The following is a 25,773-nucleotide window of genomic DNA, read 5'->3' on the forward strand; positions in this document are numbered from 1 at the left end:
CCGGCGTCCCTCCCATGCCTTTCTGTATTCCTAACGGCCGTAATCCTTGTTAAAATAAGGGATATCGACAAGGCTTGCCGATCCGGCAGAGAGGGGGACGACCGCTGGCTTCGCTGCGATTTTTCCGAATGCCGCATCCGTTCAAGCCCGGAACGTTAAGGCGAACGCTGGTCATCTATCTGCTGATCGCCTGCCTTTTCCCGCCTATCCTGTTCTCCGTCTATACGTACTCGTCGCTTCATTCGATCCTGACCAACAAAATCCGAAGCGGCATCGACGCCAGCCTGAAGCAGGAAGCGACGGGATTGGAGAACGTGGTGAACGTGCTGGACTTCGTCTCGAAGCAGTTCGCGCTGGACGGCCACATCGCCGACCTGATGAACCGCTATTTGACGACGGACCGGACGTACGACAAAGCGGTGATCAAGAAAGATATCGAGGAGAGCATCAACGTCGTGAACTTCACGAACCCGAACCTTGGGCTCACCGTTTATTACATGCCGGACGCGCAGGATCCCGTTCTGTTCACCAATCTGGCGGTGTCTCCTTCGTTCGGAGTCGAGGACCTTCCGCCGTTCGTTCCATATAAGGGAGCCTCATATTTCGGGCCTCACCGGACCCAATATAAGGACAGCGACAATACGGTCTTCTCCTCCTTGAGGGTCGTCCAGACGGACCAGGAGAGACCCGTCTATATCTATCTGGAGACCAATTCCAACCTCTTCGAGAAAATTCTGAACGATGCCTTGTACGGCATGAAGGTGTCCCACTATCTGATCGACGCGAACGGGAAGGCGCTGTTTACCGACGAAGGGGAGGCTCCCATCGATCCGGCTTCGATTTCGTGGGAGATGGCCCGCGAAGACGCGAACGACAGTCTGCGCTCGTACCGCGACTATTACTTGTTCGGGTATGACAGCCCGCAAGGATGGAAGCTTGTTACCGCCGTTAGTAAAAGCGCTTTCAACAAAGAGATCAACCTCTGGCTTCTGCGGATGGGGGGACTGTTCGTAGGCGCGTTCGGGTTCGCGATCGTCCTGGCCATGATGATTTGGCGCAAGGTATACGGCTCGATCCGCAAGGTGAACCGGGAGATCGTGCGCATGACCGGCGAACGGGAGGCGCCCGTGCAGCTGATGAACGTCGAGGAGTTCGATCAGCTGCTGAACAACTTCCAGGTCATGAAGACGACCGTCAACGGCTTGATCGCGGAGATCGGCGACAACGAACGGAAGAAGTACCAGCTCGAGACCGAGAAGCTTCTCAGCCAGATCAACCCGCATTTTCTGCATAATACCCTGAATACGGTTCAATGGGTCGCGCGAGCGAACGGCCAGGAGGAGATCGACGCGATCGTGACTCTGCTGGTCCGGGTTCTGCACTACAATATGGGCAAAAAAAGCATGATCGTAACCGTCCGAGAGGAGATCGAAGCGCTCGGGCATTACCTCGAGCTGCAGCGCTACCGTTACGAGGATGAGCTGCGCTTCCGCATCGAGGTGGAGCCCGCGGCGGAGGAAGCTTCCATCCCGCGCTTTCTGCTTCAGCCGCTGGTGGAGAACGCGATCTACCACGGCAAGAGCGAGGAAGGCGGGGAGATCGTCGTGACCGTGACGAAGGTCGGGCCGGACGGCCTGAGGCTGCAAGTGACGGACAACGGCCCGGGAATGGACGACGAGGCGATCCGGCGGCTGTTCGACGATGACGGGGAACGGCCGCGCGGAGGCATGGGCATCGGCCTGCAATACGTCAAGAGACTGCTGGTCAGCTTCTACGGCAGCGGAGACCGGCTTAAAATATCCAGCGCGCCGGGGCAAGGCACGAGGCTGACGGTGGAAATACCGACGACGCTAAACGAGGTGGATCGGGATGATCAAAGCTCTGGTAGTCGACGATGAGAAGCGGGTTCGCCAAGGCTTCATCTCGCTGGCGAACTGGGCTTCCTACGGCATCGAGATCGCCGGGGAGGCCAAGGACGGCATGTCCGCCCTCGAGGCGCTCGGCAGCGAACGGGTCGATCTGATGTTCGTCGATATCGGCATGCCCGGCATGTCCGGCTTCGAGCTGATCGAGCAGGCGCGGGGGCGGTATCCTTGGACGAAGGCGGTCATTCTGACCTGCTACCACGAATTCGACTACGTGCAGGAGGCGCTGCGCCTCGGCGCGATCGATTACATCGTGAAGACGCTGCTGAACAAGAACAACGTGGACGAGACGATGCACCGAATCGTGAAGCGGTACGCCTGGGAGACGCGCGGAACATTCGCTCCTCCGGATAAGGCGTTCCGGTTCGGGGCGGCGTTCGTCCCGCTTCGGGAGGGGGCTCGGCCGGATCTGCTGTCGGAAGGCCTTCCTTCCTCCCAGGCGATTCAGCCTCTCGAAGGGGGACTCTGGCTCGCGCCGATGTCCGCCCGGGCGGCCGGCGATTGGATACGGGATCTGCCCGCCTACGTGACCGCCGAGTGGCAGCCGGTGCGGGTGGTCTCGGCGTCGGGCCTGCCGCTGCCGGAAGCGGAAGCGCTTATCGGGTCGCAGTTGGCCTCCTATCTATTCTACTGGGATCAGGCAGAGCCGCCGGATTCGCTGGAGCTGGAGGAGCTGAGGCGAAGAAGCTCGCCTTCCGAAGCCGAGCTGGAGGCGGCGTTCGCGTCGTGGAGGCAGCTCAAATGGCTGATTTTCACCGAGGATTGGAAGCAGTTTATCGACCGGGTCGAGAAGTGGCGGATTCCTCCGGAACGGCTGAGACGGTTCCTAACGGAGGTGGCCGCGGAATGGTCCGGCATTCTGGGCTGGGAGTCGGAAGACCCGGAGTTCTCGCGGGAGTTCGCCGAATGGCGCCATTGGAAGCCGCTGCGAAACGGGCTGTCGAAGGCCGCCCTCCTTGTCCAACAGAGAATAGCGGAGCTGTCGCTCTCCCGCGAGGTGTTCGCCAGCCTCGTCCGCGCCTTTCTCTACATGAAGGAGCATATGGGGCGGGACCTGAACCAGGACGACATCGCGCGCCGCGTCGGCATGAGCCGCAGCTACTTCAGCCAATGCTTCAAGAAGTTCGCCGGCGGCGAGCTGTTCGGGGACGTTCTTCGGAAAATGCGGATCGAGCGGGCGCGCGAGCTGCTGGGCCGAACCGAGCTGTCCGTGCGGGAGGTCGCGAACCGCGTCGGGTTCGACGACGAGAAGTATTTCAGCCGGGTATTCCGGGAGAAAATGAGCGTCTTGCCGACCGAGTACCGCAAGTCGCTCGGCGCCGGGGGAGGAGGAGCCACGTGAGGGACGGGAGAAGGGGATTCGTGCGGGGAGCGGCGTGGCTCGCCTTAATAATGACGCTCTGCTCCTGCTGGGGCGGCCGCTCCTCCGAATCCGTCTCCGAGGCGACGGGAGTCGATCGGCTGGCTTACGAGCCGTACGATACGCCGGTCACTCTCCGGATCCCGCATTTGTATTCGGATATACAACTGCCGGAGGGAGATACGAGCGAGAATAATTTCGTCACCCGCTACTTGGCCGAGCAGACCGGCATCTCCCTCCGCTACGTCTGGGAAGCTCCCAACGACGCGCAGTACGCCTCGAAGATCGATTTGTCGATCCGCAGCGGAGATCTGCCGGACGCCTTCGTCGTCAATCGCGCTCAATTCCTGGAGCTGGAGAAGAACGGCCGGTTGGAGGATTTGACCGACGTATACCGGAAGTACGCCTCCCAGCTCGTCTCCTCCCTATATGACGCAACTGGGGGCAAAGCGCTTCAGGAGGCCTCCGTGGACGGCAAACTGTACGGCTTCCCCAACATCGCCATCGAAGCGGATTCCCCGGTCTACGTGTGGGTCCGCCAGGATTGGCTCGACCGCCTTGGGCTGCCGGCTCCGCGCGACCTGGACGACATCGCGGCCATCGTCCGGGCGTTCCGCGCCGCGGACCTGGACGGCAACGGCCAGGCGGACACGGCCGGCATTCCGGTCGACCGCGCGCTCGTGTACCCCGAGAAGATGGGCAACAACGGCCTGAACGGCGTTTTTGCCGCGTTCGGGGCGTTCCCGAAGCGGTGGATCGCGGGCTCGGAGGGGCAGCCGGTGTACGGCTCCGTCCGGCCGGAAGCGAAGCAGGCGCTTGCCTTGCTGGCGCGATGGTACGGGGAAGGGATCCTCGACCCGCAATTCATGCTGAGGCAGGATTCCCAGGACCTTGTCGCGGGGAACCAGGCGGGGCTGTTTTTCGGGCCGTGGTGGGCGCCGTATTTCCCGTTATCGAAGTCGATCTCCTCGGATACGAAGGCGGAATGGCGGGTTTACGCGGCGCCGCTCGACGGCCAAGGGCAGTTCGCGACGAGCGACGCTCCCGCGACCGACCGGTACCTTGTCGTCCGCAAGGGCTACGCTCATCCGGAAGCGGTCCTGAAGCTGCTTAACGCCTTTACCCGGCTGGAACGGAACCGCGATCCGAACGTCGGCCCCTTGCTGGAAGTGACCGAACGGTTAGGCACGCAGTTGAGGAATTATTATCCGTTCGACCTGCTGCTGGACCGTCCCGACGCGGTCGTGTCCCGGCACGACCAGCTCGTTCAGGCTTTGGACGGGAAGATCGACCCCGAGACTCTGGATCCCGAGACGAAGCGGCTGTACGAAGATTCCGTCAGCGAGCGCGAATCGCCGCGCAAGAACCTGGATGCGTGGAGCAGCTCGCAAGCTTATTTGCAGGGCGGCGAGGTGAGCAAGACGGCGATGAAGAAGGCGGAGATCCTGTACATCGATCCGACGCCGACGATGGCCTTGAAGTGGGAGAAGCTGCAGACGCTGGAGCAGGAGACGTACGCGAAGATTATCACGGGCGGATTGCCCGTGGACGCGTTCGATTCCTTCGTTCGGAAGTGGTACAGCGAAGGAGGCAGTCAAATCATGGCGGAAGCGGCATCCTCGCTTCGGGCGAAGCCGTCGACCTCTTCCGCCGAGTGACGGGAGCAGCCTTGAAGCCTTGAATCCCCGTTCTTTCGGTCAAGGCGGCGAAGATTTACGTCCGATCCGCCTAACTAAGAAACGCCGACGTTGCACGAATCCGTGCTTCGTCGGCGTTATTCATGATCGTTGCTAACGGTCGCGGCGCCGCTTCTGCCGCAGCTCGGCCGTCGAGTTGAACTTGGCCAGCAGTTCCCCGAACCGTCGGCTGTCTTCCTCCGGCCATTCCTCCAGCAGCTCGGCGTAAAACCGCTTGCGATTCCGGCGGACCTCCCGGAGCAGCTCCGGCACTTCATCCGAAACCCTGAGAAGATTGATTCGGGCATCCTGAGGGTCGACGGCGCGAACGACATAGCCTTTGGCTTCGAGCGAAGCGATCTGGCGGCTGGCGGTCGAGATGTCGAGCTGCAGGTCCTCGGATAGCGCCTTGATTCCGATCGGCCCGGTTTTCTCCAGATAACGAAGCAGCAGATAAGCCGCCCTCTCCAGCTCCTTGCCGTTCATGCCCGCCAGGCGAACCGCCTCCGCGCGGCGCATGAAGACCGCGATCTCCAGCTCGATGACGTCGAACGTATCTTTATCCATCGCCCATGTTCCCTCCAGTCCCAGTCCTATTCCGATTCTATTAAGCTTACCCTTCGCCAACGGACGTTGCAAGCGCTGCCGAGGCGGAAACCGTCGCGTGCCTTTTGTTAGCCGCACGCCTAAGCTTCCGAAGTCCCTTGAAAACAGCCGCAAACTTTGAAGGAGTGTGATATAATATTATGACTAAGATCCCAAGACTACGAAGGAACGCGAGGCTGGCTTCCGGCCGGCTTTTGCTCTAACCAATAGGAGGTTGAATGAACGTGCTGGACCGTCTTCAAGCGCTGGCGGACCGTTATGAGAAGCTGAGCGAGCTTCTGTGCGACCCTGACGTCGTGAACGACTCGTCGCGGTTGCGCTCTTACGCGAAGGAACAGTCGGACCTGGAGGAAGCTTACCAGGCTTATGTGGAATATAAATCGGTTTTGGAGCAATTGGCCGACGCCCGCGCTCTTCTGGAGGATAAGCTGGACGAAGAGATGCGCGATATGGTCAAGATGGAGATCGAGGAGCTCGTTCCCCGGCAGACGGAGCTGGAGGAACGCATCCGCATTCTCATGCTGCCTAAGGACCCGAACGACGGCAAGAACGTAATCGTCGAGATTCGCGGAGCGGCGGGCGGGGAAGAAGCGAACCTGTTCGCGGCCGAGCTGTACCGGATGTACGCGAAGTACGCGGACAGCCAAGGCTGGCGCACCGAGCTGCTCGAAGCCAGCGTCAGCGACCTGGGCGGCTTCAAGGAAGTCATCTTCACGATCAGCGGTCAAGGCGCCTACAGCAAGATGAAGTTCGAGAGCGGCGCTCACCGCGTCCAGCGCGTTCCGGAGACGGAATCCGGCGGACGCATCCATACGTCGACCTCGACCGTCGTCGTCATGCCGGAGGCGGAGGAAGTCGATATCGAGATTCTCGACAAGGACATTCGCGTCGACACGTTCTGCTCCAGCGGAGCGGGCGGCCAGTCCGTCAACACGACGAAGTCGGCCGTGCGGGTGACCCATATTCCGACCGGAATCATCGCCACCTGCCAGGACGGCAAGTCGCAGAACGATAACAAGGCCAAGGCTCTGCAGGTGCTTCGGACGCGGATCATGGACATCAAGATTCAGGAAGAAGAAGCGAAGTACGCCGGCGAGCGCCGCGAGAAGATCGGCACGGGCGACCGCTCCGAACGCATTCGGACGTACAACTTTCCGCAGAGCCGGGTGACCGACCATCGGATCGGCCTCACCATGCACAAGCTGGACGCGGTGCTGAACGGGGACATGAACGACCTCGTCAATGCGCTCACCCTCGCGGAGCAGACCGATCTGCTGGCCCGGGAGAACATGGCATAATCGAATTAATGGAAGCGGCGCGGCCTTCCCAGCGGAGGCGGGCCGCTTCTTAAGTTGTTCGGGAAGGAAGGAGCTAACGCGTTGGCAAAGGAAAAGAATCCGACGATAAGCGAAGAGTGGCGGAAGGGAGCGGACCTGCTGCGTTCGGCGGAAGTGGAGGAGGCGAATGCCAATTCCGAGCTTCTGCTCCTGCACGTCTTGGGGATAGGCAAGGCCGAGCTGCTTCGCGATCTTCGCGAGCCGTTCCCCGAAGGGAAGCGGGAGCTCTGGGAGCGGGCGCTGGAACGCAAGGCGGCGGGAGAGCCGGCCCAGTACATTATCGGCGAGCAATTCTTCTACGGGCGTCCGTTCCGGGTGACCCCGGACGTGCTCATTCCTCGTCCGGAGACGGAGCTTCTGGCCGAAGCGGTGCTCGCCCAAGCGGCGGGCTGGAGCGAAGCCGAGGGCGGCGGGCCGCTGATCGTGCTGGACGTCGGCACGGGAAGCGGGGCGCTCGCGGTTACTCTGGCGGCGGAGCGGCAGGACTGGGGCGTCCTCGCCTCCGACCTGTCGCCCGCGGCGCTGGGGGTTGCCCGGGGCAACGCCTCGTTGAACGGCGTGGAGGAGAGAATAACGTTCTTCGAAGGAGATCTGCTGGCTCCCTTCCAATGCTCGGCAGAGCGTCCGGAGGGCATCGCCGTCGACATCCTCGTCTCCAACCCGCCTTATATCCGCTCCTCGGACATGCCGGGGCTGCAGCGGGAAGTGAGGGACTACGAGCCGCATCTCGCTCTGGACGGAGGAGAGGACGGACTCGATCCTTATCGCCGCATGGCCGCGCAGCTCGGGAAGCTGCCGAGGCTGCCGCGGTTGGTGGCCTGGGAGATGGGAGCCGGCCAGGCCGACGATGCGGCGAAGCTGCTGAGGGCCGTCGCCGACTGGCGCGAGATCCGCTATGTGAAGGATTACGCGGGCATCGACCGGCATGTTATCGCCGTTGGAGATTAACCCGGTTAAGCGTCGCCCGAACGGTCCGGGCGGCGCTTTTTTTTGGGGCGTGCGAGGAAAAACGCTAGATTCGCAGGTTTAGAGTTTAAGAGAGAGGACATACTAGGGCTAAGACGTTCCGGAACGCATCGAGCGGCGCCGACGGGCGCTCCAAGGAGCGAGAAACGATGCGTGGTCATAGCCATTATTCCTTTTTTTCTTTTGCCAAGTCGGTCCTTATTTCTATGGTTGCTCTGTTGATTGGCGGTACCGTCTACTTGGCGCAAGCGGCCGGCCGGGAACCCGCCGCGTCCGCCGACGATGCGGTGCTCATTCCGCAGGATTCCATTCGGATTCGCATTATCGCTCAATCGGACAGCGAGGAGGATCAGGCGATCAAGCGCGCCGTGCGCGATCGCGTCTCCGACCTGATCGTATCGTGGGGCGAGTTGCCCGATACGCTGCCCGAGGCGAGAGCTTATATAGAAGCGCGTTTGCCTGACGTTCGTTCGGCCGCGGAGAGCGCGCTGCAGGACGAGAAAGCCCCCTACGGAGCCGACATCGAGCTGGCGGAAGTCCCCTTTCCGGAGAAAACGTTCGAAGGAACCGTCTACCCGGCCGCCGATTACGAAGCCCTCCGCATTACGCTCGGAGACGGCCAAGGCGCCAACTGGTGGTGCGTGCTGTTCCCGCCTCTTTGCTTGACCGCCGCTACGGCGAAGGAAGAAGCCCCGGCTTCGAACGCCGACGAGAAGGCCGAGACGAAAACGACGCAGGCGCAGAAGATCGAAAAGACGAGCGCCGCTGCGAACGCGGACGAGCAAGAGGCGGCGGCTGCGGCGGATACGGCGGAGGAGAAGCCCAAAGCGAAGTTTTTCCTCGCGGTTCTTCTGGAGAAGCTGTTCTCCTTCCTCAGCTCCCTTTTCTAAACCTTCCGGTGGTATAATAGAGCCATATCAAACGCATTAGGAAGGTCTATCTCATGAAGCAACGTACAACATACTGGCCGCCGGAGCAAGCGGAGGCGGGCGTTCGGGAAGCCGCCTCCGTTCTTGCGAACGGGGGCATCGTCGCTTTTCCGACCGAGACGGTTTACGGACTGGGCGCGGACGCCCGGAGCGCCTACGCCGTGGAGGGCATCTTCGCGGCGAAGGGACGTCCGTCGGACAACCCGCTGATCGTTCATCTGGCGGATGCGGAATCCGCTATAAAACTGGCGGAGAGGGTAAGTACCTTGGAGAGGAAGCTGATGGACGCTTTCTGGCCGGGACCTCTGACGCTGGTGCTTCCCGTGCGGGAAGGGGCGGTATCGCCAAGGGTGACGGCCGGGCTCGATACGGTAGGCTTGCGGGTGCCGGAGCATGAGCTGGCCCGCGAGCTCATCGCGGCGTCCGGCTGCCCGATCGCCGCGCCGAGCGCGAACCGCTCGGGCCGGCCGAGCCCGACGGCGGCGCGGCACGTGCTGGAGGATCTGGACGGGCGAATCGACGGGGTGCTCGACGGAGGGGAGACCGGGGTCGGCCTGGAGTCGACGGTCGTACGCGTCCTAGGCGGCGTCGTTCACATTCTGCGGCCCGGCGGCATTACGGCCGAGCGGCTGCGGGAGGTTGTCGGCGAGGAGGCCGAGGTGCGCTCCGAAGCCGAGGCGTCGTCCGGCGGGGGCCAGGAGCCGCCCGCCGAGGAAGCGCCCAGGTCGCCCGGCGTCAAGTACGCCCATTACGCCCCGCGGGGCGTAATGGTGCTCGTCTCGGGCGACCCGGAGAAGCTTCCCGCCGCCGTCCAGGCGGCGGCGGACGAAGCGCGGGCGCGCGGGGACCGCGTCGGCATTCTCGCCTGCGGCGAGAACGCCGGCTCGTACCGCGCGGCCGCGGTGATCCCGCTCGGGCCGCGAGCCGAGCCCGAGCGGGCGGCGCACGCGCTGTACGCCGCGCTGCGCGAATGCGACGACCGCGACATCTCCTATATCGTCGCGGAGGAATTCCCGGAGGCGGGCATCGGCGCCGCCCTCCGGAACCGAATGCTCAAGGCCGCGGGAGGACGCGTCCTCCGGGCCTAGCCGTAGCCTCGCCTGCAGCCTTTGCTGAGGCCGCTCGCCTTTATCGATTGGCGCGAACGGCCGCTTGGCGCTTGGCCTGGAAGTGGGAGAAGCATCCTCCGCGCCTAGAGCTCCCCCCGCTGCCGCTCGTCCCGCATCGTCCGCCGTTGTCCGCCGTACCCGATCCCCGAGCAAGGGTCATTTTCCCATCGGCCTCCTTAATGGACATGATCGCGTGCTCGTCCGCATATGCTCAGGTATCGGCGCCCGGTATGGCGCTCGCATGACCGCGCGGCGGACAAGGAGGTTGAACGATGGAGATCGTGTCCGCGTCGATGGGGCAGCTCCTCACCATTGCCGTAATGGCGTTGGCGCTAGGAATGGACGCATTCTCGCTGGGAGTGGGCATCGGCCTTAAAGGGATCCGCAAGCTCGATATTCTGCAGCTCAGCTCGGTCATTGCGGCCTTCCATGTGCTCATGCCTCTGGCGGGCATGGTGATGGGGTACTACGTCGGCAGCTTGCTGGGGGGAGTCGCGACCTCGGCGGCCGGAGCCCTTCTGCTTCTGCTCGGGGGGCACATGGTCTACAGCTCGCTTAAGGGAGAGGAAGTCCGGTCGATCAACCATCGCACCTTCTGGGGGATGCTGTTCTTCGCGCTGAGCGTCAGCGTCGATTCCTTCTCGGTCGGGGTGTCTCTCGGAATGTTCGCCTCGCATATTCTGATCACGGTCCTCATGTTCGGGGCCGTCGGGGGATTGATGAGCGTGCTGGGACTCATGCTCGGGAGGAAAATCAGCCATCAGCTCGGAGGCTACGGCGAGGCGCTGGGCGGCGCGATTCTGTTTGCTTTCGGAATCCTTTTTCTGATATAAATAGGTTCACGATACATTCCTCGGCGAGTCGCCGGAAGGAGGAGACGGCAATGACGCGAGTGCTTATCGTTTGTACGGGCAACACTTGCCGGAGCCCGATGGCCGAAGCGATGCTGCGAAGCTTGACGGAAGAGCGGGGGCTGGACGTGGAAGTGCGGTCTGCCGGAGTATCGACCGTCGACGGGCTGCCGGTGTCCCCGAATGCGGCCGAGACGCTGCGGAAGCGGGGAGTGAAGAAGCCGTCCGGCTCCACTTCGCTTACCGGAGAAGGGACGAAGTGGGCGGATCTGATCTTGACGATGACGGCCGGCCACAAGCGGGCCGTGTTAGAGAAATACCCGGAGGCGGAGGTCAAAACGTTCACGCTGAAGGAGTTCGCGCTGAAGGACGACCCCGTCATGGACGATCTGGCCGAGGCGGAGCGGCTGTTCGCGGAATATCAGACGCGGAGAGCTCTCGGGAAGGAGCTGCCCCAGGAGGACCGGGAGCGGCTCGCGGAGCTGCAGCGCAGGCTTCCGAGCTTCGATATCGCGGATCCTTACGGCGGGCCGCTCGAGGTTTACGAACGGTGCGCGGAGGAGATCATGGACGCCTTGAAGCGTTCCGTCGACAAGCTCCGAACGAACGATTGATTTTTGGGAACGGATTGATTTTTGCCGGAGCCTTCGGTATGATGAGGGTAATCGTTGCAGTTCCGGTGTAACTGGCGACACGGGTGGGCTTAACCACGGTGGAGCATCGGAATGACGGCCGGTCGCCTGGGCAGAGAGCAACGCGCGTCTTGACGTGCGTTCGCTCTCTTTTCGTCTTTTTTCACTCTTTTTTTCGCTCGGTTAGGTATAATAAATCCTAAGAATAAGGAGGTTTGGTTCATCCATGAAAATAGCGATTGGCGCGGATCACGCGGGGTATAGGCTGAAGGACGTTATCGTTCCCTTCTTGGAAGCGCAAGGACACGAAGTGATCGACATGGGCTGCAACTGCGCGGATTCCGTCGATTACCCTGATTATTCGGTTCCCGTCTGCGAGGCCGTCGTCCGCGGAGAAGCGGAGCGCGGAATCCTGATCTGCGGCACCGGGATCGGGATGTCGATCGCGGCGAACAAGATGGCGGGAATCCGCTGCGCGCTCGTCCACGATCTGTTCTCCGCGAAGGCGACCCGCGAGCATAACGATACGAACGTTCTGGCGATGGGAGAGAGAGTCATCGGCCCCGGCGTCGCGGAAGAGATCGTCAAGATCTGGCTGGACACTCCGTTCTCCCAGGGAGAGCGCCACGTCGGCCGCATCGGCAAGGTCAAGGCTCTGGAATCGGCGCAGGCCGCTTCGGGGCGTTGAGCGGATGCCTCGTTCGGTTCGGGTTCGTTGAAGGAGGGATACGGCATGGATTCCAACGTTACGGACAAATCTCTCGCCGATCAAGTGGAGACCGCTTTGACGGAGCTAGTCGAGGCGGGGGCGCTTAAGCCCGGCCGGAAAATCGTATTCGGGGTCAGCACCAGCGAGGTGCGGGGCCGCCGGATCGGAACGTCGGGAACGGAGGACGTCGCCGAGCGGATCTACGAAGGCGTCGAGCGCGTGCGGACGAGAATCGGGTTCCACGCGGTGTGGCAGTGCTGCGAGCATCTGAACCGCGCCCTCGTCGCCGAGCGGGAGCTCGCCGAGAGAATGGGCTGGACGATCGTCTCCGCGGTGCCGGTCCGCAAGGCGGGAGGCTCGATGGCGGCTTACGCCTATCGCCGGCTGGCCGACCCCTGCCTGGTCGAGTCGGTCCAGGCGGACGCCGGCTTCGACATCGGCGAGACGCTGATCGGCATGCACCTGCGCCCGGTCGCCGTGCCGGTTCGCCCTTCCGTTCCTTGGATCGGGGAAGCCCGGCTGACGATGGCGTACTCCCGGCCGAAGCTGATCGGCGGGGAACGGGCGGTTTACCGCCTGGAGGAACCGGAGGCGCCCGCGGGGGCTGCCGGGCCATCCGGGCCCGCGTCGGACAACGGCACTTGCGACTGAGGCGCGGCCGAGGGATCCGAATAAGAAAGGGAATGCTAGGCAAGTTAGCGGAATAACGGAATTTTCCCAATATACACGACCTTATAGGAGGACTTAACCATGGAACAATTGCGCAATCAAGATCCCGAGATCGTCAAGGCACTTAACCTGGAGCTGGGTCGTCAACGCAACAACCTGGAGCTGATCGCTTCGGAGAACATCGTCAGCGAAGCCGTCATGCAGGCGATGGGCACGGTTCTGACGAACAAGTACGCGGAAGGCTATCCGGGCAAGCGCTACTACGGCGGCTGCGAGTACGTCGACATTCCGGAAGAGATCGCCCGCAATCGCGCGAAGGAGCTGTTCGGCGCGGAGCACGCGAACGTTCAGCCCCACTCCGGCGCCCAAGCGAACCTGGCCGTCTACCTCGCCGCTCTGAAGCCGGGCGATACGGTTCTCGGCATGAACCTGGCGCACGGCGGACACCTGACGCACGGCAGCCCGGTCAACGCTTCCGGCCTGCTCTATAACTTCGTCGCTTACGGCGTCAACGAGCAGACGTTCCGCATCGACTACGACGAGGTTCGCAAGCTGGCCTTCAAGCATCGTCCCCGCCTGATCGTGGCCGGCGCCAGCGCCTATCCCCGCACGATCGATTTCGAGACGTTGGGCAAGATCGCCCAAGACGTCGGCGCGCTCTTCATGGTCGACATGGCTCACATCGCGGGCCTCGTGGCCGGCGGCCAGCATCCGAGCCCGGTGCCGCACGCGCACTTCGTGACGACGACGACGCACAAGACGCTGCGCGGACCGCGCGGCGGCCTGATCCTGTGCCGTCAGCCGTGGGCGGCCGCCATCGACAAGGCGGTATTCCCGGGAACGCAAGGCGGCCCTCTGATGCACGTGATCGCTTCGAAGGCCGTGGCCCTCGGCGAAGCCCTTCAGCCTTCCTTCAAGGACTATGCGGCTAACGTCGTTAACAACGCCAAAGTTCTGGCGGACACGCTACTGGCGGAAGGCCTGAACCTCGTATCCGGAGGCACGGACAACCACCTGATGCTGATCGATACGCGCAACCTGAACATCACGGGCAAGGACGCCGAGCACGTGCTCGACTCCGTCGGCATCACGGTCAACAAGAACGCGATCCCTTACGATCCGACTTCCCCGTTCATCACGAGCGGCATCCGCATCGGAACTCCGGCCGTCACTTCCCGCGGCATGGACGCGGAAGCGATGAAGACGATCGGCAAGGTCATCGCCCTCACGCTGAAGAACTCCAAGGACGAAGCGGTTCTGGCGCAAGCCCGCGGCATGGTCAGCGCGTTGAGCGATCGATTCCCGTTGTATCCTGGCCTGTCTTACTAATTCCCGCATAACGCGGGTACGAGAAAGCTCTCCCTGCGGCCCATTCGGCCGTGCGGAGAGCTTTTTGGTCGGAATCACCGAAAGCGGGTAAAGAGAATATGATGGCAGAGCGAGGCGAATTAGCGATTGACGCTGCCGTTTAGCTAAAGGTATACTAAGATTACGCTTAATTCCGGGTATCTCGCCTGGAAGCGGGGGAACCAATCTTAGGGGCGAATTGCTGCTTGCTTCGGCAAGAGCATAGGGGACCATCTTACCCGAGCCCGTCAGCTAACCTCGTAGGCAGTAGATGGGTCAATTCACCACATTAATTCAACTTCATTGACCCTATTAACGGGTCTTTTCTGCATTTTTTGGACCCTATGCTGGCTAAGCGCTTTTCAAGCCCTGCCGCCCGGGGTCTTTTTTGTCCCATCAGGAGGCGCAGAGGCGAACAAATCACTTGGACAAGGAGGAGGATGCAAGATGACGTGTCCACATGATTTCGCGCATAACGAGCTTGGAGGAAGCATGGGCGAGTTCGAGCCCGGACTGTTCGGTTCGCGGCGAACCGCCGAATTGAAGGAATGGAACGAAGCCGTCCGCGCCGAGGACCTGCCCGAGCGGGCGAAGGAGCCGGTTGCTTACCTTCACGTCAATCGATCGACCGTTCTTCTTAGAAATGTAGAGAAGGCCGATTTGTCCGACGCCATGTCCTACATTCGAAGCCAGAGTCTCATCAATCACGTTCATCTGTCCGGCGCGGATTGCTTCCGGCTGCCTCATGACCGGCTGGAAGAGATCATATCCTCGCTCAGGCAGATCGATCATGTCCAGATGATCCGGCTTCATTCCAGGCTGCCCGTCGCGGAGCCTTCCCGCATCGTCGGCAACGAGAAGCTGCTGGAGCTGATCGGCCTTCATTCCAAGCCGGGGAAGAGCATCTATATGATGGTCAAAATCCGGCACCCGAAGGAAATCACGGACGAGGCGATGGAAGCGTTCCGGTCGCTGCATGCCGCGGGCGCCAACCTGATCGCGGAGATTCCTATGGTTCGCGGTGTCAACGACGACGCCGAGGTATTGTCCGAGTTGATGAATCTTCTCGCTCAGGCGAGCGTTATTCCTTATCAGTTCGTTCTAGAGAGGCCGGTGCCGGGACAGGAGGCGCAAGCGGTCGAGCTGCCGCAGGCCTACCGGTTGACGGAAGCGGTGAAGACGAGGACGATGGGGCTCGGAAGAAGAATCCGTCTATCCTTGCTTCGCGAGGACGGGTTAATGGAGATTCTTGCGGTAGAGGACGGCAAAGCTTATCTCAAGTGGCATTCCTCGCCGGAGGAAGTCGGCGGCCGATTCCTTATCGTGAACGCCGAGAAGCATTCGCTCTGGGCGGAGGAGTGGGAGCTCGCGGCGTCGAGCGCGGAAGAGGGCAAGGACGAAGTGGATTTCAGGCGGAAGAAGCCGGCCGCCGACATCGAGCTTAGCCCCGGGTATTTTCCCAGCAGCAAGACCTATTTGAAGAAGCCGCATGAAATTCCCGATTAAGACTTAAGATAATAAGCGGGAGCCTTGATGCGAGCTTCGCGGAACTCCTTCGGCGCCCCAAGGGCGACGGGGGAGTTTTTGTTCGAGCGGGCAGGGATTCGGCTTACCCGTTGCGAAGTCTTAATAGCTTGAAACCCTTCTTCTTCTGCAGCGTATTACGCTGTATATGAAACGGGGAATAAACCCCATAGGGAGGAAATGAACGATGTCCATCTTCAAGAGGCTTCGCGACCTAACGATGTCCAATATTAACGCGCTGATCGACAAGGCAGAGGATCCGATCAAGATGACGGATCAATATTTGCGGGATATGCAGGAAGACCTTGAGGAAGCGGAGAAGGCGGTTGCCGCGCAGATCGCTCTCGAGAAGAAGTTCAAGCAGCTGTACGAGGAGCAGGCGGCTCTCGTTCAGAAGCGCGACGAGCAAGCGAACATCGCGGCCCAGAACAAGAACATCGACCTCGCAAGACGCGCTCTCGAAGAGAAGAAAGGCGCCGAACAGAAGGCTGCCGAGTACAAAGCGAGCTGGGACCAGAACAAGGCGGCGGCCGATCGCCTGCGCGAGAAGCTCGACGAGATGCGCAAGCAGTTCACCGAGCTGAAGAACAAGCGCGAGACGCTGGTCGCGCGCGCGAACGCCGCGAAGGCCCAATCCGAGATCAACAAGGCGATGTCGGGCTTCGGCTCCGATTCCGCGCTGTCCGGCCTGAAGCGCATGGAGGAGAAAGTGCTTCAGATGGAAGCCCATGCGGAAGCGACCGAAGAGATGAGCGGCTCCAAGGGCAAATCGCTCGACGACGAGTTCGCCGCTCTCGGCAAGGATAAAGCGGTCGAGGACGAATTGGCCGCGCTGATGAAGAAGTACGAATAAGACTTAATCGAGAAGGATAACCCCTTCGGGGGTTTCCTTCTTTTGCTCTTATCGATGCTGTCCGACGCGAGAGGAGAGACCTTTCATTGACGTTTAACGAAATTCTGGGAACGCTCGTATGGACCGCCGCCGGCGCCGTTTTGCTTTTTATTCTGATGGCAATCGACTCCTTCTTCACGAAGTATCGCGACCTGGAAGAGATGAAGAACGGCAACACCGCCGTGACGGTCCGCTTCGTGCTGAAGCTGGCCTCCCAGGGATACATCCTGTCCCGGTCCATCGTCACTTCGGACGACTTATGGGAAGCGCTGCTCGTCTCCTTCGTCTCCTTCGTCATTCTGTTTGTTCTGGAATGGATCGTGGAGGCGGTACTGAAGGCGTTGGCCGATCTCCGGCTGGACGAGGGAGTCAAGAAGGGCATCGTCGGTTACGGCCTGATCGCCGGGTCGTTGCATGGCGTCGGCGCGCTGATTATCGGCGCGTGCCTGTAACGCCGCGCGGAAGGAGGATCGCTCATGAGCTTGTTTCAACGGGTTAAAAACATTCTGAAGAAGCCCGAGCCGCTGAAGGCGGAACGGAGCGTTCTGACGTTAGGTCCGGGCGACGTGATCGAGGTATCGCTCGTGACGTACCAGATCGCCGGCCGAACCAAGCCGGTCAACCGCAATGCCGTCTGGCTGACGCTGCGGGACGGCGCGGATATTCGCTATCTAAGCATCGAGGAGAGGGAGCGTACGCTGTACGGCCTCTACTCCGTCATCGACGGGCGTCTCGATTCGTTTGACGAGGTGCCTACCGAGATCGAGCTCGACGGCATTCATTATTATCTGGACGAGCAATTCTACTCCCGGATCGTGGAAGACGGCAACACGCCGTTCACGTCCGCGGGCGGGGACCTGCACGTCTGGAACTTCCAGTCGGACGGGCGCAAGCTTCTCCGGATCGAGTGGCAGAACGGCCGTTTTATGCTGTATGAAGGAGAATCGATACTTCCCGCGGATGTCGAGTGGCTCCGGGGAGGCGCGTAATGGATTCCCCTCGCCGCAGATGGACTTCATGGATCCACTACACCGTTATTCTGGCTCTCGTCGTTACGCTGTTGTCCGCATGCGGCACCGTAAACGTCGAGCAGAGCTATCCGTTAGAGTCGGTCAACGGCAGCGGCAATTCGACCTCTTACGTCTACAGAGCGGCCGGAGAGACCGTGCCGGAGGTGGCTTCTGAGCTGGCGGCTCAGAAGAAGCCGCAGCAGCAATCTCCGGAGGACGAGGAACGGATGTTCCTCGTCTACTCCGATCAAGTGATTCACGTTCAGAAGGATCCGAACAACCCGGAAGATACCTTGATCGAAGTCGACAGCACGGAATACGTGCGGCAGAATTACAGCCCATCCTTCCTGGAGGGATATCTGCTCGCCAGCTTGATCGGGAGCTTGTTCGACAACGTGCCGAGGGGAAGCTACGGCGATTACCGCGGCTACGGAAGCCAGACGACGAACCCTCCGAAGACGGGTACTTACCGCGCGCCGACGGCGGGCGACACGAAGGCCGCTCCTCCGATGACGGTGTCCAAGAAGGGCTCTATCTTCAAACGGGTAACCGGCGGAGACAGCGCGGGAGTCGGCTCGGACGGAGTGTTCGGCAAGAAGAAGCAGGATTCTTCTTCGGGCACGGGGACGACGGGGAGCATCACCCGCAACAAGGACGGAAGCTCGGGCAAGTCCGGCTCGTCCGGCTGGCTAAGCCCGCGCAAGTCGGGCTCGCCGAAGACGAAGATCGGAGGCTCGGGCAGGATCACCCGGCGAAGGTGACGCTTCGTTAACGATATGTGCGCGATAGAGGCGCGGCGAGCATGGAGCTCGCCGCGCCTCTGTTTTGCGTTTATCGGTCTCCGATCAAATCAGAAGCGTGATGACGAGCAGCTCGTACAGGACGAGCGTCGTGATCGCGGCCGCGGAACTAGGGCCGAAGAAGCGATGCTGGCCGTGCGAATGAGGCGAATGGCCGTACGGGTTAGACGGATGGCCATACGGATGAGACGGATGGCCGTACGGATGAGACGGATGGCCATACGGAGATTGTTGCCCGTACGGTTGTTGATAATCGTGTTGAGGCGGCTGATGGCCGCCCTGCTGCGGAAAGTGCATCAGGTGAACGTGGCAGCCGTCGGTGCCCACGATGGTGCCTTCGTAGGTATGCCCGTCGATCGTCTGGATACGAACCGGGCGGTTGTCATGCTTGCCGCACAGCTCGGCGAGCTTGCGGCGGGTTTGCTTGACTTGGTCGATCCACGGGCTCTCCGCCTGGTAAACGATCGCTTGGCTTGCTTGACCGGCGCTCATAAGTGATTCCTCCCCTGGGTAGTTGATTCTAGGTTATGCGCCCGCCCAGGGAGCGGTGACGGATCGGGGCGGGCGACGGGGGCCGCCGGCCTATAATCTTGATATGAGGAGCTCGAACGCAAAAAAACCTCCCCGCCGTCGGCTTAACCGAGAGAGGAGGGCGGCGCCGTGGAGGCGCGTACGGTGAGGGAGGGCTCGAGGACGAGCCGTTCCCTTTCGAAAGCGCGGCCTTCCGCCGATTGAACGAGCTGCCGGATGACGGAGTGGCCGATCCGCTCGATCGGCTGGGCTACCGTCGTCAGCGGCGGATCGGTAACGGAGGCGAGGATCGTGTCGTCGAAGCCGACGACCGAGCAATCGGCCGGAATGCGCAGGCCGAGCTCCTTCGCCCCTTGAAGGAGGCCGATGGCGATCAGATCGTTGCAGCAGAATATGGCGGTCGGCCGGTCCGGGGCCCGCAGCAGCTTTAACGCTTGCTGCCGGCCTTCCCGGATGCCGACCGCTCTCTCGAGCTTGACGGGGGGAAGCGGGCCGGCATCGCGAAGGGTATCCCGGAAGCCGCGGACCCGTTCTCGGCTGCTGCTGACGGCTTCGCTCTCGGCGATGACGGCGAACCGGCGATGGCCGAGCCCCAGCAGATGGCGGGCCGCGGCGGCTCCTCCGGCATAGTCGTCGGAGACGACGGACGGAATGCCGGGAGCGTCCGGACATTCGCGAGAGACGAAGACGACGGGAATCGACCGTTCCAGCAGCGGGGCGAGCGAGGACAGCCGATCGACGCCGGTGCCGACGATGACCCCGTCGACGCCTTTCTGGCGAAGCAGCGCCGCGTAGCTCTCGACCTTCCGGTCCTGATTGTCGGTGCTGCAGATGAACAAGCTGTAGCCGAGCCGCTGGCCTTCGTCTTCCACCGCCCGCGCCAGCTCCGCGAAGAAGGGGTTGGAGATGTCGGGGATGAGCAGGCCGAGCGTGAACGTCTTCTTGCTCGTCAGCGCGGAGGCGATCGCGCTCGGCTGATAGTTCATTCTCTCGATAATGCGCCGAATCTCCTCGCGCCTCTCGCGGCTGATCTTGCCCTTGCCGTTCAGCACGTGGGACACGGTCGCGATCGACACGCCCGCTTCCTTGGCTACATCGTAGATAGTCGCTCTCATAAACTCCCTGCGCTCCGTTTCAAAACATAGAATTACCTTCATTATGCATGGATGGGAAAAATTTAAGCAAGCATAATTTCCCCTTATGTCCAAGACAAAGAGGATGCCGGGGCGCCAAGACGCCGTGACTCCGACGCGCAAGCCTTCCGTTCGTTAGGCAAGCTCACTCCTTGCGGAGAGGGGCGTTCATCAGCCAGTCGTGAGCCGGGTCGTTGCGGAACCTCCAAGCGCGCTTCGGTCCGGCCATGACGTTCAGGTAATAGACGTCGTAGCCGGGAGGGGCGGAGACGGGGTGGTAGCCCTTCGGCACGAGCACCGCTTCTCCGTCGCGAACGGCCAGCGTCTCGTCTAGCGAACGGTCGTCGGTGTAGACGCGCTGGACGGCGAAGCCTTGCTCCGGCTGAACGCGGAAGTAATACGTCTCCTCGAGGAGAGATTCTTCCGGGAGCGCGTCCCGGTCGTGCTTGTGGGGCGGGTAGCTCGACCAATGCCCGCCCGGGGTGAACACCTCGACGACGAGCAAGCTGTCCGCCGGCTCGCTCTCGGGCAGGATGTTATGCACGAGCCGCTCCATGCTGCCGCTGCCGCGCAGCTCGACGCCGACGCTGTCCGGACCGATAAGCCGGGCTTTGCGTCCTGCGGCGCCGGGGGCGAGACAGACCGCGAGCTCCAGCTCCGTCAACGCGGTTAAGGCGAATCGGTCGCCGGCGGGCACGTAGGCCGAGAAGGGAGGAGTCTTCTCGAAGACGCTCATTCTCCGTCCGACGTTGGGCCAGCTCCCTTCCTTCGTCACGATGTCGGCGCGACCGGAGAGCAGCACCAGGCAGGCTTCCTGCCCATGCGTGTCGTTAGCCAGCTTCTCTCCCGGCTTCAAGCGGTATACCTCGAAGCCGACATATTCCCAGCCCGCCGATTCCGGCGCGATGGACAGCATGCGGCCGTCGGCCGCCGGTACGGGACTCGGCTTCACGATCAAATTCGCCATGGCATGTTCCTCCTATTCGATCTCGCTCAGACGGACGGGGCGGTTCAACTCGACGGAACGCTTCGCGGCCAGCGCGATTCTCTCCGCTTGCAGCCCGTCGTTGCCGTCGACCGGAAGCGGCAGGCCGCGGACGATGCTGTCGACGAACTGGCGAGTCTCTTCGACGTAAGCCTCGTTGTAACGCTCGAGGAAGAAATGAAGCGGCTTGTCGCGGACGATGCCGTCGGCGCCGCTGATGACGGCCGTGTTCGGATAGTCGTTGTCGGCGGCAGCGCTTCCCGCCGAGCCGAACGCCTCGACTCGCTGGTCGTAGCCGTAGACGGCGCGGCGGCTGTTGTCGATGACCGCGAGCGCCCCGCTCTCGAACCGAAGCGTCGTGATCGCCGTGTCGATGTCCCCGTGCTCCGCGAATACCGGGTCGACGAGAACGGCTCCTTGCGCGAATACTTCCTCGACCTCGCTGCCGGACAGGTAGCGGGCCATGTCGAAGTCGTGGATCGCCATGTCCATGAACAGGCCGCCGGACACCTTGATGTAATCGGGATGCGGCGGGTTCGGGTCGCGGGAGGTGATCTTCACCAGATGGGTGTCGCCGATTCGTCCTTCCCGGATCAGCTCGCGAACGCGGCGGAAGTTGTGGTCGAAGCGGCGGTTGAAGCCGATCTGCAGCTTGACGTTCGCCTTGCGGACGGCTTCGAGCGCCTCGCGGGTGCGGCGAATGTCCATGCTGACGGGCTTCTCGCAGAAAATGTGTTTGCCTGCCGCCGCGGCTTGAAGGATCAGCGGCACGTGAGTGTCGGTCGACGAGCAGATGAACACGGCGCCAATGGACGGGTCGCCCAGGATCTCGTCGCTGTTCGTCGTCACGCGGTCGATGCCGCGCGCGGCCGCCCATTCGCGAAGCTCGTCTCCGGCGAACAGGTCGGCGATCGCGGCCAGCTTGACTTCAGGCAGGCGAAGCAGGTTGTCGGCGTGAATTCGGCCGATGCGTCCGGCTCCGATAATGCCGATCGTTAATGTCGTCATGTTGTCGTTCCTCCCGGCGGAGAGCTTCGCGCTCCTCCCGCATTCTCTTGGCCGGCTGGACATTACCAGCGGGCCGTCACCATCTTCTTGCGCGTGTAGAACTCGACTCCGTCGGTTCCGTTGGCATGCAGATCCCCGTAGAACGACTTCTTCCACCCGGAGAACGGGAAGAACGCCATCGGGGCCGGAACGCCGAGGTTGATGCCGAGCATGCCGGCGTCGATCGTCTCGCGGAACTGCCGGACGCTGCTTCCGTCCTTCGTGAACAGGCAGGCGCCGTTGGCGAACGGGGACTCGTTGGCGATCGCGATCGCCTCGTCCAGCGAGCCGGCTCTCATGATCGACAGCACCGGAGCGAAAATCTCGTCCTTCCAGATGCTCATCTCGAGGCTCACATCGTCGAACAGCGTCGGGCCGACGAAGTAGCCGTCGCCGCTCGCCGCCGCGTCGAGACGCCCGTCGCGAAGCAGCTTCGCGCCTTCCTTCTCGCCGGCTTCGATATAGCCGACCGTGCGCTCCTTGTGCTGCCGGCGGATGACCGGGCCGAGGAACACGTCCTTCTCCATGCCGTTGCCGATCGTGATCGCGTCGGCGGCCTGCTTCAGCTTCTCGACGAGCGAGTCGCCGATGTCGCCGACGGCGACGACGACGGAGCAAGCCATGCAGCGTTCCCCGGCGGAGCCGAAAGCGGCGCCGGCGATTTGGGTGACGGCGGCATCGAGATCGGCGTCAGGGAGGACGATCGAGTGGTTCTTGGCCCCGGCGAGAGCTTGCACGCGCTTGCCTTGGGCGGATGCGGTCTTGTACACGTACTCGGCGACCGGCTGCGAGCCGACGAACGAGACGGCGGCGATCGAGGAATGCTCGAGGATGCCGTTCACGACGTCATGGGCGCCGTGCACGATGCTGAGCACGCCCGCCGGCAGCCCGGCTTCGAGGAACAGCTCGGCGAGACGCTCGGCGAGCAGCGGCGTGCGCTCCGACGGCTTGAGCACGAACGCGTTGCCGCAGGCGATGGCGAGCGGGAACATCCAGCAAGGGACCATCATCGGGAAGTTGAACGGCGTGATTCCGCCGACGACTCCGATTGGGTAGCGGTACATGCCGGATTCCAGGTTGGTGGCGATATCCGGCAGCTGCTTGCCCATCATGAGCGAAGGGGCTCCCGCCGCGAATTCGACGCATTCGATGCCCCGCTGTACCTCTCCGTAGGCCTCCGCGTAGCTCTTTCCGTTTTCCAAGGTGATGAGTCGGGCAAGCTCTCCCCAATGCTCCACGAGAAGCTGCTGATAGCGGAAAAGAACCCGGGCGCGACGGGGTACCGGAGTGCGGCTCCAGTCCGCGAACGCTTGGCGTGCGGCGGTGACGGCTTGGTCGACCTCCTCCTTCGAGGACATCGGGACGTAAGCGAGCACCTCTTCCGTGGCGGGATTATATACCGGTTCGGCGCGGCCGGAGGCGGAAGGGACCCACTGCCCTCCGATCAGGTTGTTCAATGTTCTAGCCTTCGAGTTCGTCATGGGCGTTAGCTCCTCTCGGTTAATTAGGGACGATCTCGCCGCGGTTGCAGCGTTCGATGTAGTCGCGGACTTGATCCGCGCTCGGCATGGCGTCGGAGCAGCTGTGGCTGGAGATGACGATGCAGGCGGCCGCGCTGCCGAACTCCATGCTGGCCTCGATGCTCCAGCCCTGCATCAGGCCGTACAGGAAGCCCGCCGCGTAGGAATCGCCGGCCCCGAACGTCTTGACGACCTTCGCGGGGAAGCTGCGGGCGCGGTGCGAGGACCCGTCCTTGGCGTAGGCGATGGAGCCTTCCTTGCCGTGCTTGATGATGACGATCCGCGCGGAATGGTCGAACCACTTCTTCGCCGTGATGCGGTCGTCGCGCTTCGAATTGGCCTCGAATCGCTCCATCCTGTCGAATTCCTCTCGCGTGCCGAGCAGAATGTCGCACTTTTCCGCCGCAAGATTGTAATAGGTCGCCGTTTCTTCGTCGGATGCCCACGTGTACGGACGGTAGTCGAGGTCGAAAGCGATGACGGCTCCGTGCCGCTTCGCGTAGTCGAGCGCCTGGAAAACGGCTTCCCGCGACGGGCTCTTGGCCAGGGCGGTTCCGGAGATGAGCAGCAGGGCCGTTCCGGCGATCAGCGACTCCGGCACTTCGCTTGGCGTAAGCAGAAGATCGGCGACGTTGTCGCGGTACATCAGGATGCTGCAGTCGGACGGGCTCTTAATCTCGGTGAATGCAAGCCCGGTTACCGCTCCGGTGCGATCGACGCTGACGGCGGACGAATCGATGCCCTCCTTATCCAGATAGCGCGCGATGAAACGGCCCATCTGGTCGTCGGCGACTTTGCCGATGAAGCCGGTGCGCAGGCCGAGGCGGGACATGCCGATGCAGATGTTGGCGGGCGAACCGCCGACGTACTTCGTGAAGGTGGCCGTATCCTCCATGGGACGGTTGATCTCGTTGGCGTTCAGGTCGATGCACAGCCGTCCTATCGCGACGAAGTCGAGAGTTTTGCCGGTCGGGAAAACGATGGGATTCATGAAGGCTCCTTTCTCCGCTTGGTTAAGCGTGTTGGCGAATGAATTGCAGCGAACGGAGGGCGTACTCGTACGGCGGATGTTCCGCGGGGTCCTGCTCGCCCTCGAGCATGGCCCACCCGGCATAACCCCTAACGGACAGCTCGGCGAGAATCGGCGGGAAGTCGATATCGCCGTCGCCTGGCACGGTGAACACGCCCTTGCGGATGCAGGTGACGAAGTCGGCTTGTTCGGCGCGCGCTTCGGCGAGCACGGACAGGCGAACGTCCTTCAGGTGGACGTAGCCGATCCGATCGTAATGCTTGCGCAGCACGGCGAGCGGGTCCGCGCCGCCGTAAAGCGCGTGTCCGGTGTCGTACAGCAGCCAAACGAGCGAAGGATCGGTCATCTCGAGCAGCCGGTCGATCTCCTCGGGGGATTCGACGACGGTGCCGCCGTGGTGATGGTAGGTCAGCTTTAGGCCGTATTCCGCGGCGATTTTGCCGGCTTCGTTCAGCCCTTCGGCGAGCGATTGCCAGCCAAGGTCGTCAAGCCGCTGCACGACCTTCTCGTTCGGCGTGCGGCGCGGGTCGAAGTGGAGGGAGCCGCCGACCTCCGCCGTGCTGACGACCTCCGCGCCCATGTCGCGGAGGAAGGCGCAATGCTCGCGGTAGGCGGCGAGCTCTCGCTCGCGGTATTCGGGCGCGGACAGCAGCACGGACTTCCATTGCGAGACGAGCCGGATGCCGCGGGAGTCGAGCTCTTGGCGGAGCAACGCGCGGTCTTGCGGGTACTTGCGGCCCATCTCGGTGCCGGTCAGCCCTAGGCGGCGGATGTCGTCCAGAATCGTCCGGTAGGTCGTGTCGGCGCCGTGCTCGCGAACGTCCTCGCCGACCCAGTTGATCGGGTGGATGCCGAGCTTAAAAGTCAGTTTGCTAGACATGGGAATCCCTCCTGCAGGTTTATGGATAAATTGGCCCTTGCCTATGGCGCGCGGCTAGGCGCCGGGAGGCGGTTCTGTAAGCCGATGTTGTCGGGTTAGAGCGGCGTGAAACGCATACTTCGGCTCTGTAAGCCGATATTGTCGGGTTAGAGCGGCGTGAAAGGCATACTTCGGCTCTGTAAGCCGATATTGTCGGGTTGGAGCGGAATGAAAGGCATGCTTCGGCTCTGTAAGCCGATATTGTCGGGTTAGAGCGGAATGAAACGCATGGTTCGGCTCTGTAAGCCGATGTTGTCGGGCTAGAG

Annotated in this window: 26 protein-coding genes and 2 riboswitches; of the genes, 17 read left to right on the forward strand and 9 right to left on the reverse strand. The window is 62.1% G+C overall.

The window, feature by feature from the left end; translation table 11 throughout:
- Window positions 1-74 precede the first annotated feature (74 nt).
- From H7B67_RS28290 to H7B67_RS28300, 3 genes are read left to right on the forward strand one after another with little or no spacing between them, the layout of a single operon-like run.
- Complete coding sequence (locus H7B67_RS28290) at window positions 75-1,898, forward strand: cache domain-containing sensor histidine kinase (protein ID WP_185123255.1); 1,824 nt, start codon at window positions 75-77, stop codon at window positions 1,896-1,898.
- Window positions 1,870-3,267, forward strand: coding sequence for a response regulator (locus tag H7B67_RS28295; RefSeq protein ID WP_185123256.1), 1,398 nt, complete (start codon window positions 1,870-1,872; stop codon window positions 3,265-3,267). The genes H7B67_RS28290 and H7B67_RS28295 overlap by 29 nt, the downstream gene beginning before the upstream one ends.
- Complete coding sequence (locus H7B67_RS28300; RefSeq protein ID WP_185123257.1) at window positions 3,264-4,943, forward strand: extracellular solute-binding protein; 1,680 nt, start codon at window positions 3,264-3,266, stop codon at window positions 4,941-4,943. Before H7B67_RS28295 ends, H7B67_RS28300 begins: the two co-directional genes overlap by 4 nt.
- A gap of 132 nt (window positions 4,944-5,075) precedes the next feature.
- On the opposite strand, the gene H7B67_RS28305 is transcribed toward H7B67_RS28300, so the two are convergent.
- Window positions 5,076-5,528: a MarR family winged helix-turn-helix transcriptional regulator gene (locus tag H7B67_RS28305; protein ID WP_185123258.1), complete on the reverse strand. Its 453-nt coding sequence runs from the start codon at window positions 5,526-5,528 to the stop codon at window positions 5,076-5,078.
- Between the two features lie 263 nt (window positions 5,529-5,791).
- Here H7B67_RS28305 and prfA point away from each other — a divergent pair, with 263 nt between their 5' ends.
- From prfA to H7B67_RS28325, 4 genes are all read left to right on the forward strand, one after another.
- Window positions 5,792-6,865 carry a peptide chain release factor 1 gene (gene prfA, locus H7B67_RS28310; RefSeq protein WP_185123259.1) on the forward strand — a complete coding sequence of 358 codons (1,074 nt, stop codon included), beginning with the start codon at window positions 5,792-5,794 and terminating at the stop codon, window positions 6,863-6,865.
- An 81-nt stretch (window positions 6,866-6,946) separates the two neighbouring features.
- A complete protein-coding gene (gene prmC / locus H7B67_RS28315) occupies window positions 6,947-7,852 on the forward strand; it encodes a peptide chain release factor N(5)-glutamine methyltransferase (protein ID WP_185123260.1) in 906 nt (301 codons plus the stop codon).
- A gap of 167 nt (window positions 7,853-8,019) precedes the next feature.
- Entirely contained in the window at window positions 8,020-8,760 is a 741-nt protein-coding gene (locus H7B67_RS28320) for a stage II sporulation protein R (protein WP_185123261.1), read from the forward strand.
- A gap of 53 nt (window positions 8,761-8,813) precedes the next feature.
- A complete protein-coding gene (locus H7B67_RS28325; RefSeq protein ID WP_185123262.1) occupies window positions 8,814-9,887 on the forward strand; it encodes an L-threonylcarbamoyladenylate synthase in 1,074 nt (357 codons plus the stop codon).
- A 40-nt stretch (window positions 9,888-9,927) separates the two neighbouring features.
- On the opposite strand, the gene H7B67_RS28330 is transcribed toward H7B67_RS28325, so the two are convergent.
- Window positions 9,928-10,095, reverse strand: a complete 168-nt coding sequence (locus H7B67_RS28330) for a hypothetical protein (protein WP_185123263.1) — start codon at window positions 10,093-10,095, stop codon at window positions 9,928-9,930.
- 85 nt (window positions 10,096-10,180) lie between these two features.
- On the opposite strand from H7B67_RS28330, the gene H7B67_RS28335 reads away from it, so the two are divergent.
- The 10 genes from H7B67_RS28335 (at window position 10,181) to H7B67_RS28380 (ending at window position 18,303) form a co-directional block, all read left to right on the forward strand.
- Window positions 10,181-10,741 (forward strand): manganese efflux pump MntP, encoded by a 561-nt coding sequence (locus H7B67_RS28335; protein ID WP_185123264.1) that lies wholly within the window; start codon window positions 10,181-10,183, stop codon window positions 10,739-10,741.
- 50 nt (window positions 10,742-10,791) lie between these two features.
- Entirely contained in the window at window positions 10,792-11,373 is a 582-nt protein-coding gene (locus H7B67_RS28340; RefSeq protein ID WP_185123265.1) for a low molecular weight protein arginine phosphatase, read from the forward strand.
- A 57-nt stretch (window positions 11,374-11,430) separates the two neighbouring features.
- A riboswitch (ZMP/ZTP riboswitch) is annotated at window positions 11,431-11,512 on the forward strand.
- Window positions 11,513-11,617: 105 nt separating this feature from the next.
- Window positions 11,618-12,079, forward strand: a complete 462-nt coding sequence (rpiB, locus tag H7B67_RS28345; RefSeq protein WP_185123266.1) for a ribose 5-phosphate isomerase B — start codon at window positions 11,618-11,620, stop codon at window positions 12,077-12,079.
- A gap of 45 nt (window positions 12,080-12,124) precedes the next feature.
- A complete protein-coding gene (locus tag H7B67_RS28350; protein ID WP_185123267.1) occupies window positions 12,125-12,751 on the forward strand; it encodes a TIGR01440 family protein in 627 nt (208 codons plus the stop codon).
- A 99-nt stretch (window positions 12,752-12,850) separates the two neighbouring features.
- Window positions 12,851-14,098 (forward strand): serine hydroxymethyltransferase, encoded by a 1,248-nt coding sequence (locus H7B67_RS28355; protein ID WP_185123268.1) that lies wholly within the window; start codon window positions 12,851-12,853, stop codon window positions 14,096-14,098.
- Between the two features lie 153 nt (window positions 14,099-14,251).
- Window positions 14,252-14,398, forward strand: a riboswitch (cyclic di-AMP (ydaO/yuaA leader).
- Between the two features lie 165 nt (window positions 14,399-14,563).
- Window positions 14,564-15,622, forward strand: a complete 1,059-nt coding sequence (locus tag H7B67_RS28360) for a hypothetical protein (RefSeq protein WP_185123269.1) — start codon at window positions 14,564-14,566, stop codon at window positions 15,620-15,622.
- A 205-nt stretch (window positions 15,623-15,827) separates the two neighbouring features.
- Window positions 15,828-16,493: a PspA/IM30 family protein gene (locus H7B67_RS28365; RefSeq protein WP_185123270.1), complete on the forward strand. Its 666-nt coding sequence runs from the start codon at window positions 15,828-15,830 to the stop codon at window positions 16,491-16,493.
- A gap of 86 nt (window positions 16,494-16,579) precedes the next feature.
- Window positions 16,580-16,984, forward strand: coding sequence for a DUF350 domain-containing protein (locus H7B67_RS28370; RefSeq protein ID WP_185123271.1), 405 nt, complete (start codon window positions 16,580-16,582; stop codon window positions 16,982-16,984).
- A 24-nt stretch (window positions 16,985-17,008) separates the two neighbouring features.
- Complete coding sequence (locus H7B67_RS28375) at window positions 17,009-17,521, forward strand: DUF4178 domain-containing protein (RefSeq protein WP_185123272.1); 513 nt, start codon at window positions 17,009-17,011, stop codon at window positions 17,519-17,521.
- Complete coding sequence (locus H7B67_RS28380) at window positions 17,521-18,303, forward strand: DUF4247 domain-containing protein (protein WP_185123273.1); 783 nt, start codon at window positions 17,521-17,523, stop codon at window positions 18,301-18,303. The genes H7B67_RS28375 and H7B67_RS28380 overlap by 1 nt, the downstream gene beginning before the upstream one ends.
- A gap of 84 nt (window positions 18,304-18,387) precedes the next feature.
- On the opposite strand, the gene H7B67_RS28385 is transcribed toward H7B67_RS28380, so the two are convergent.
- From H7B67_RS28385 to iolE, 7 genes are all read right to left on the reverse strand, one after another.
- Window positions 18,388-18,834: a hypothetical protein gene (locus H7B67_RS28385; protein ID WP_185123274.1), complete on the reverse strand. Its 447-nt coding sequence runs from the start codon at window positions 18,832-18,834 to the stop codon at window positions 18,388-18,390.
- Between the two features lie 143 nt (window positions 18,835-18,977).
- A complete protein-coding gene (locus tag H7B67_RS28390) occupies window positions 18,978-19,988 on the reverse strand; it encodes a LacI family DNA-binding transcriptional regulator (protein ID WP_185123275.1) in 1,011 nt (336 codons plus the stop codon).
- A gap of 163 nt (window positions 19,989-20,151) precedes the next feature.
- On the reverse strand, window positions 20,152-20,973 hold the full coding sequence (gene iolB / locus H7B67_RS28395; protein ID WP_185123276.1) for a 5-deoxy-glucuronate isomerase: 822 nt from the start codon (window positions 20,971-20,973) through the stop codon (window positions 20,152-20,154).
- A 12-nt stretch (window positions 20,974-20,985) separates the two neighbouring features.
- A complete protein-coding gene (gene iolG, locus H7B67_RS28400) occupies window positions 20,986-21,999 on the reverse strand; it encodes an inositol 2-dehydrogenase (RefSeq protein ID WP_185123277.1) in 1,014 nt (337 codons plus the stop codon).
- 62 nt (window positions 22,000-22,061) lie between these two features.
- The gene (locus H7B67_RS28405; protein WP_185123278.1) at window positions 22,062-23,519 is read right to left on the reverse strand and encodes a CoA-acylating methylmalonate-semialdehyde dehydrogenase; all 1,458 of its coding nucleotides are present in this window, start codon (window positions 23,517-23,519) and stop codon (window positions 22,062-22,064) included.
- Window positions 23,520-23,538: 19 nt separating this feature from the next.
- Entirely contained in the window at window positions 23,539-24,549 is a 1,011-nt protein-coding gene (gene iolC / locus H7B67_RS28410) for a 5-dehydro-2-deoxygluconokinase (protein ID WP_185123279.1), read from the reverse strand.
- A 22-nt stretch (window positions 24,550-24,571) separates the two neighbouring features.
- Window positions 24,572-25,468: a myo-inosose-2 dehydratase gene (gene iolE / locus H7B67_RS28415; RefSeq protein ID WP_185123280.1), complete on the reverse strand. Its 897-nt coding sequence runs from the start codon at window positions 25,466-25,468 to the stop codon at window positions 24,572-24,574.
- Window positions 25,469-25,773: the final 305 nt, after the last annotated feature.

It is taken from the genome of Cohnella thailandensis (assembly GCF_014212135.1).
GTDB classification, from domain to species: Bacteria; Bacillota; Bacilli; order Paenibacillales; family Paenibacillaceae; genus Cohnella; species Cohnella thailandensis.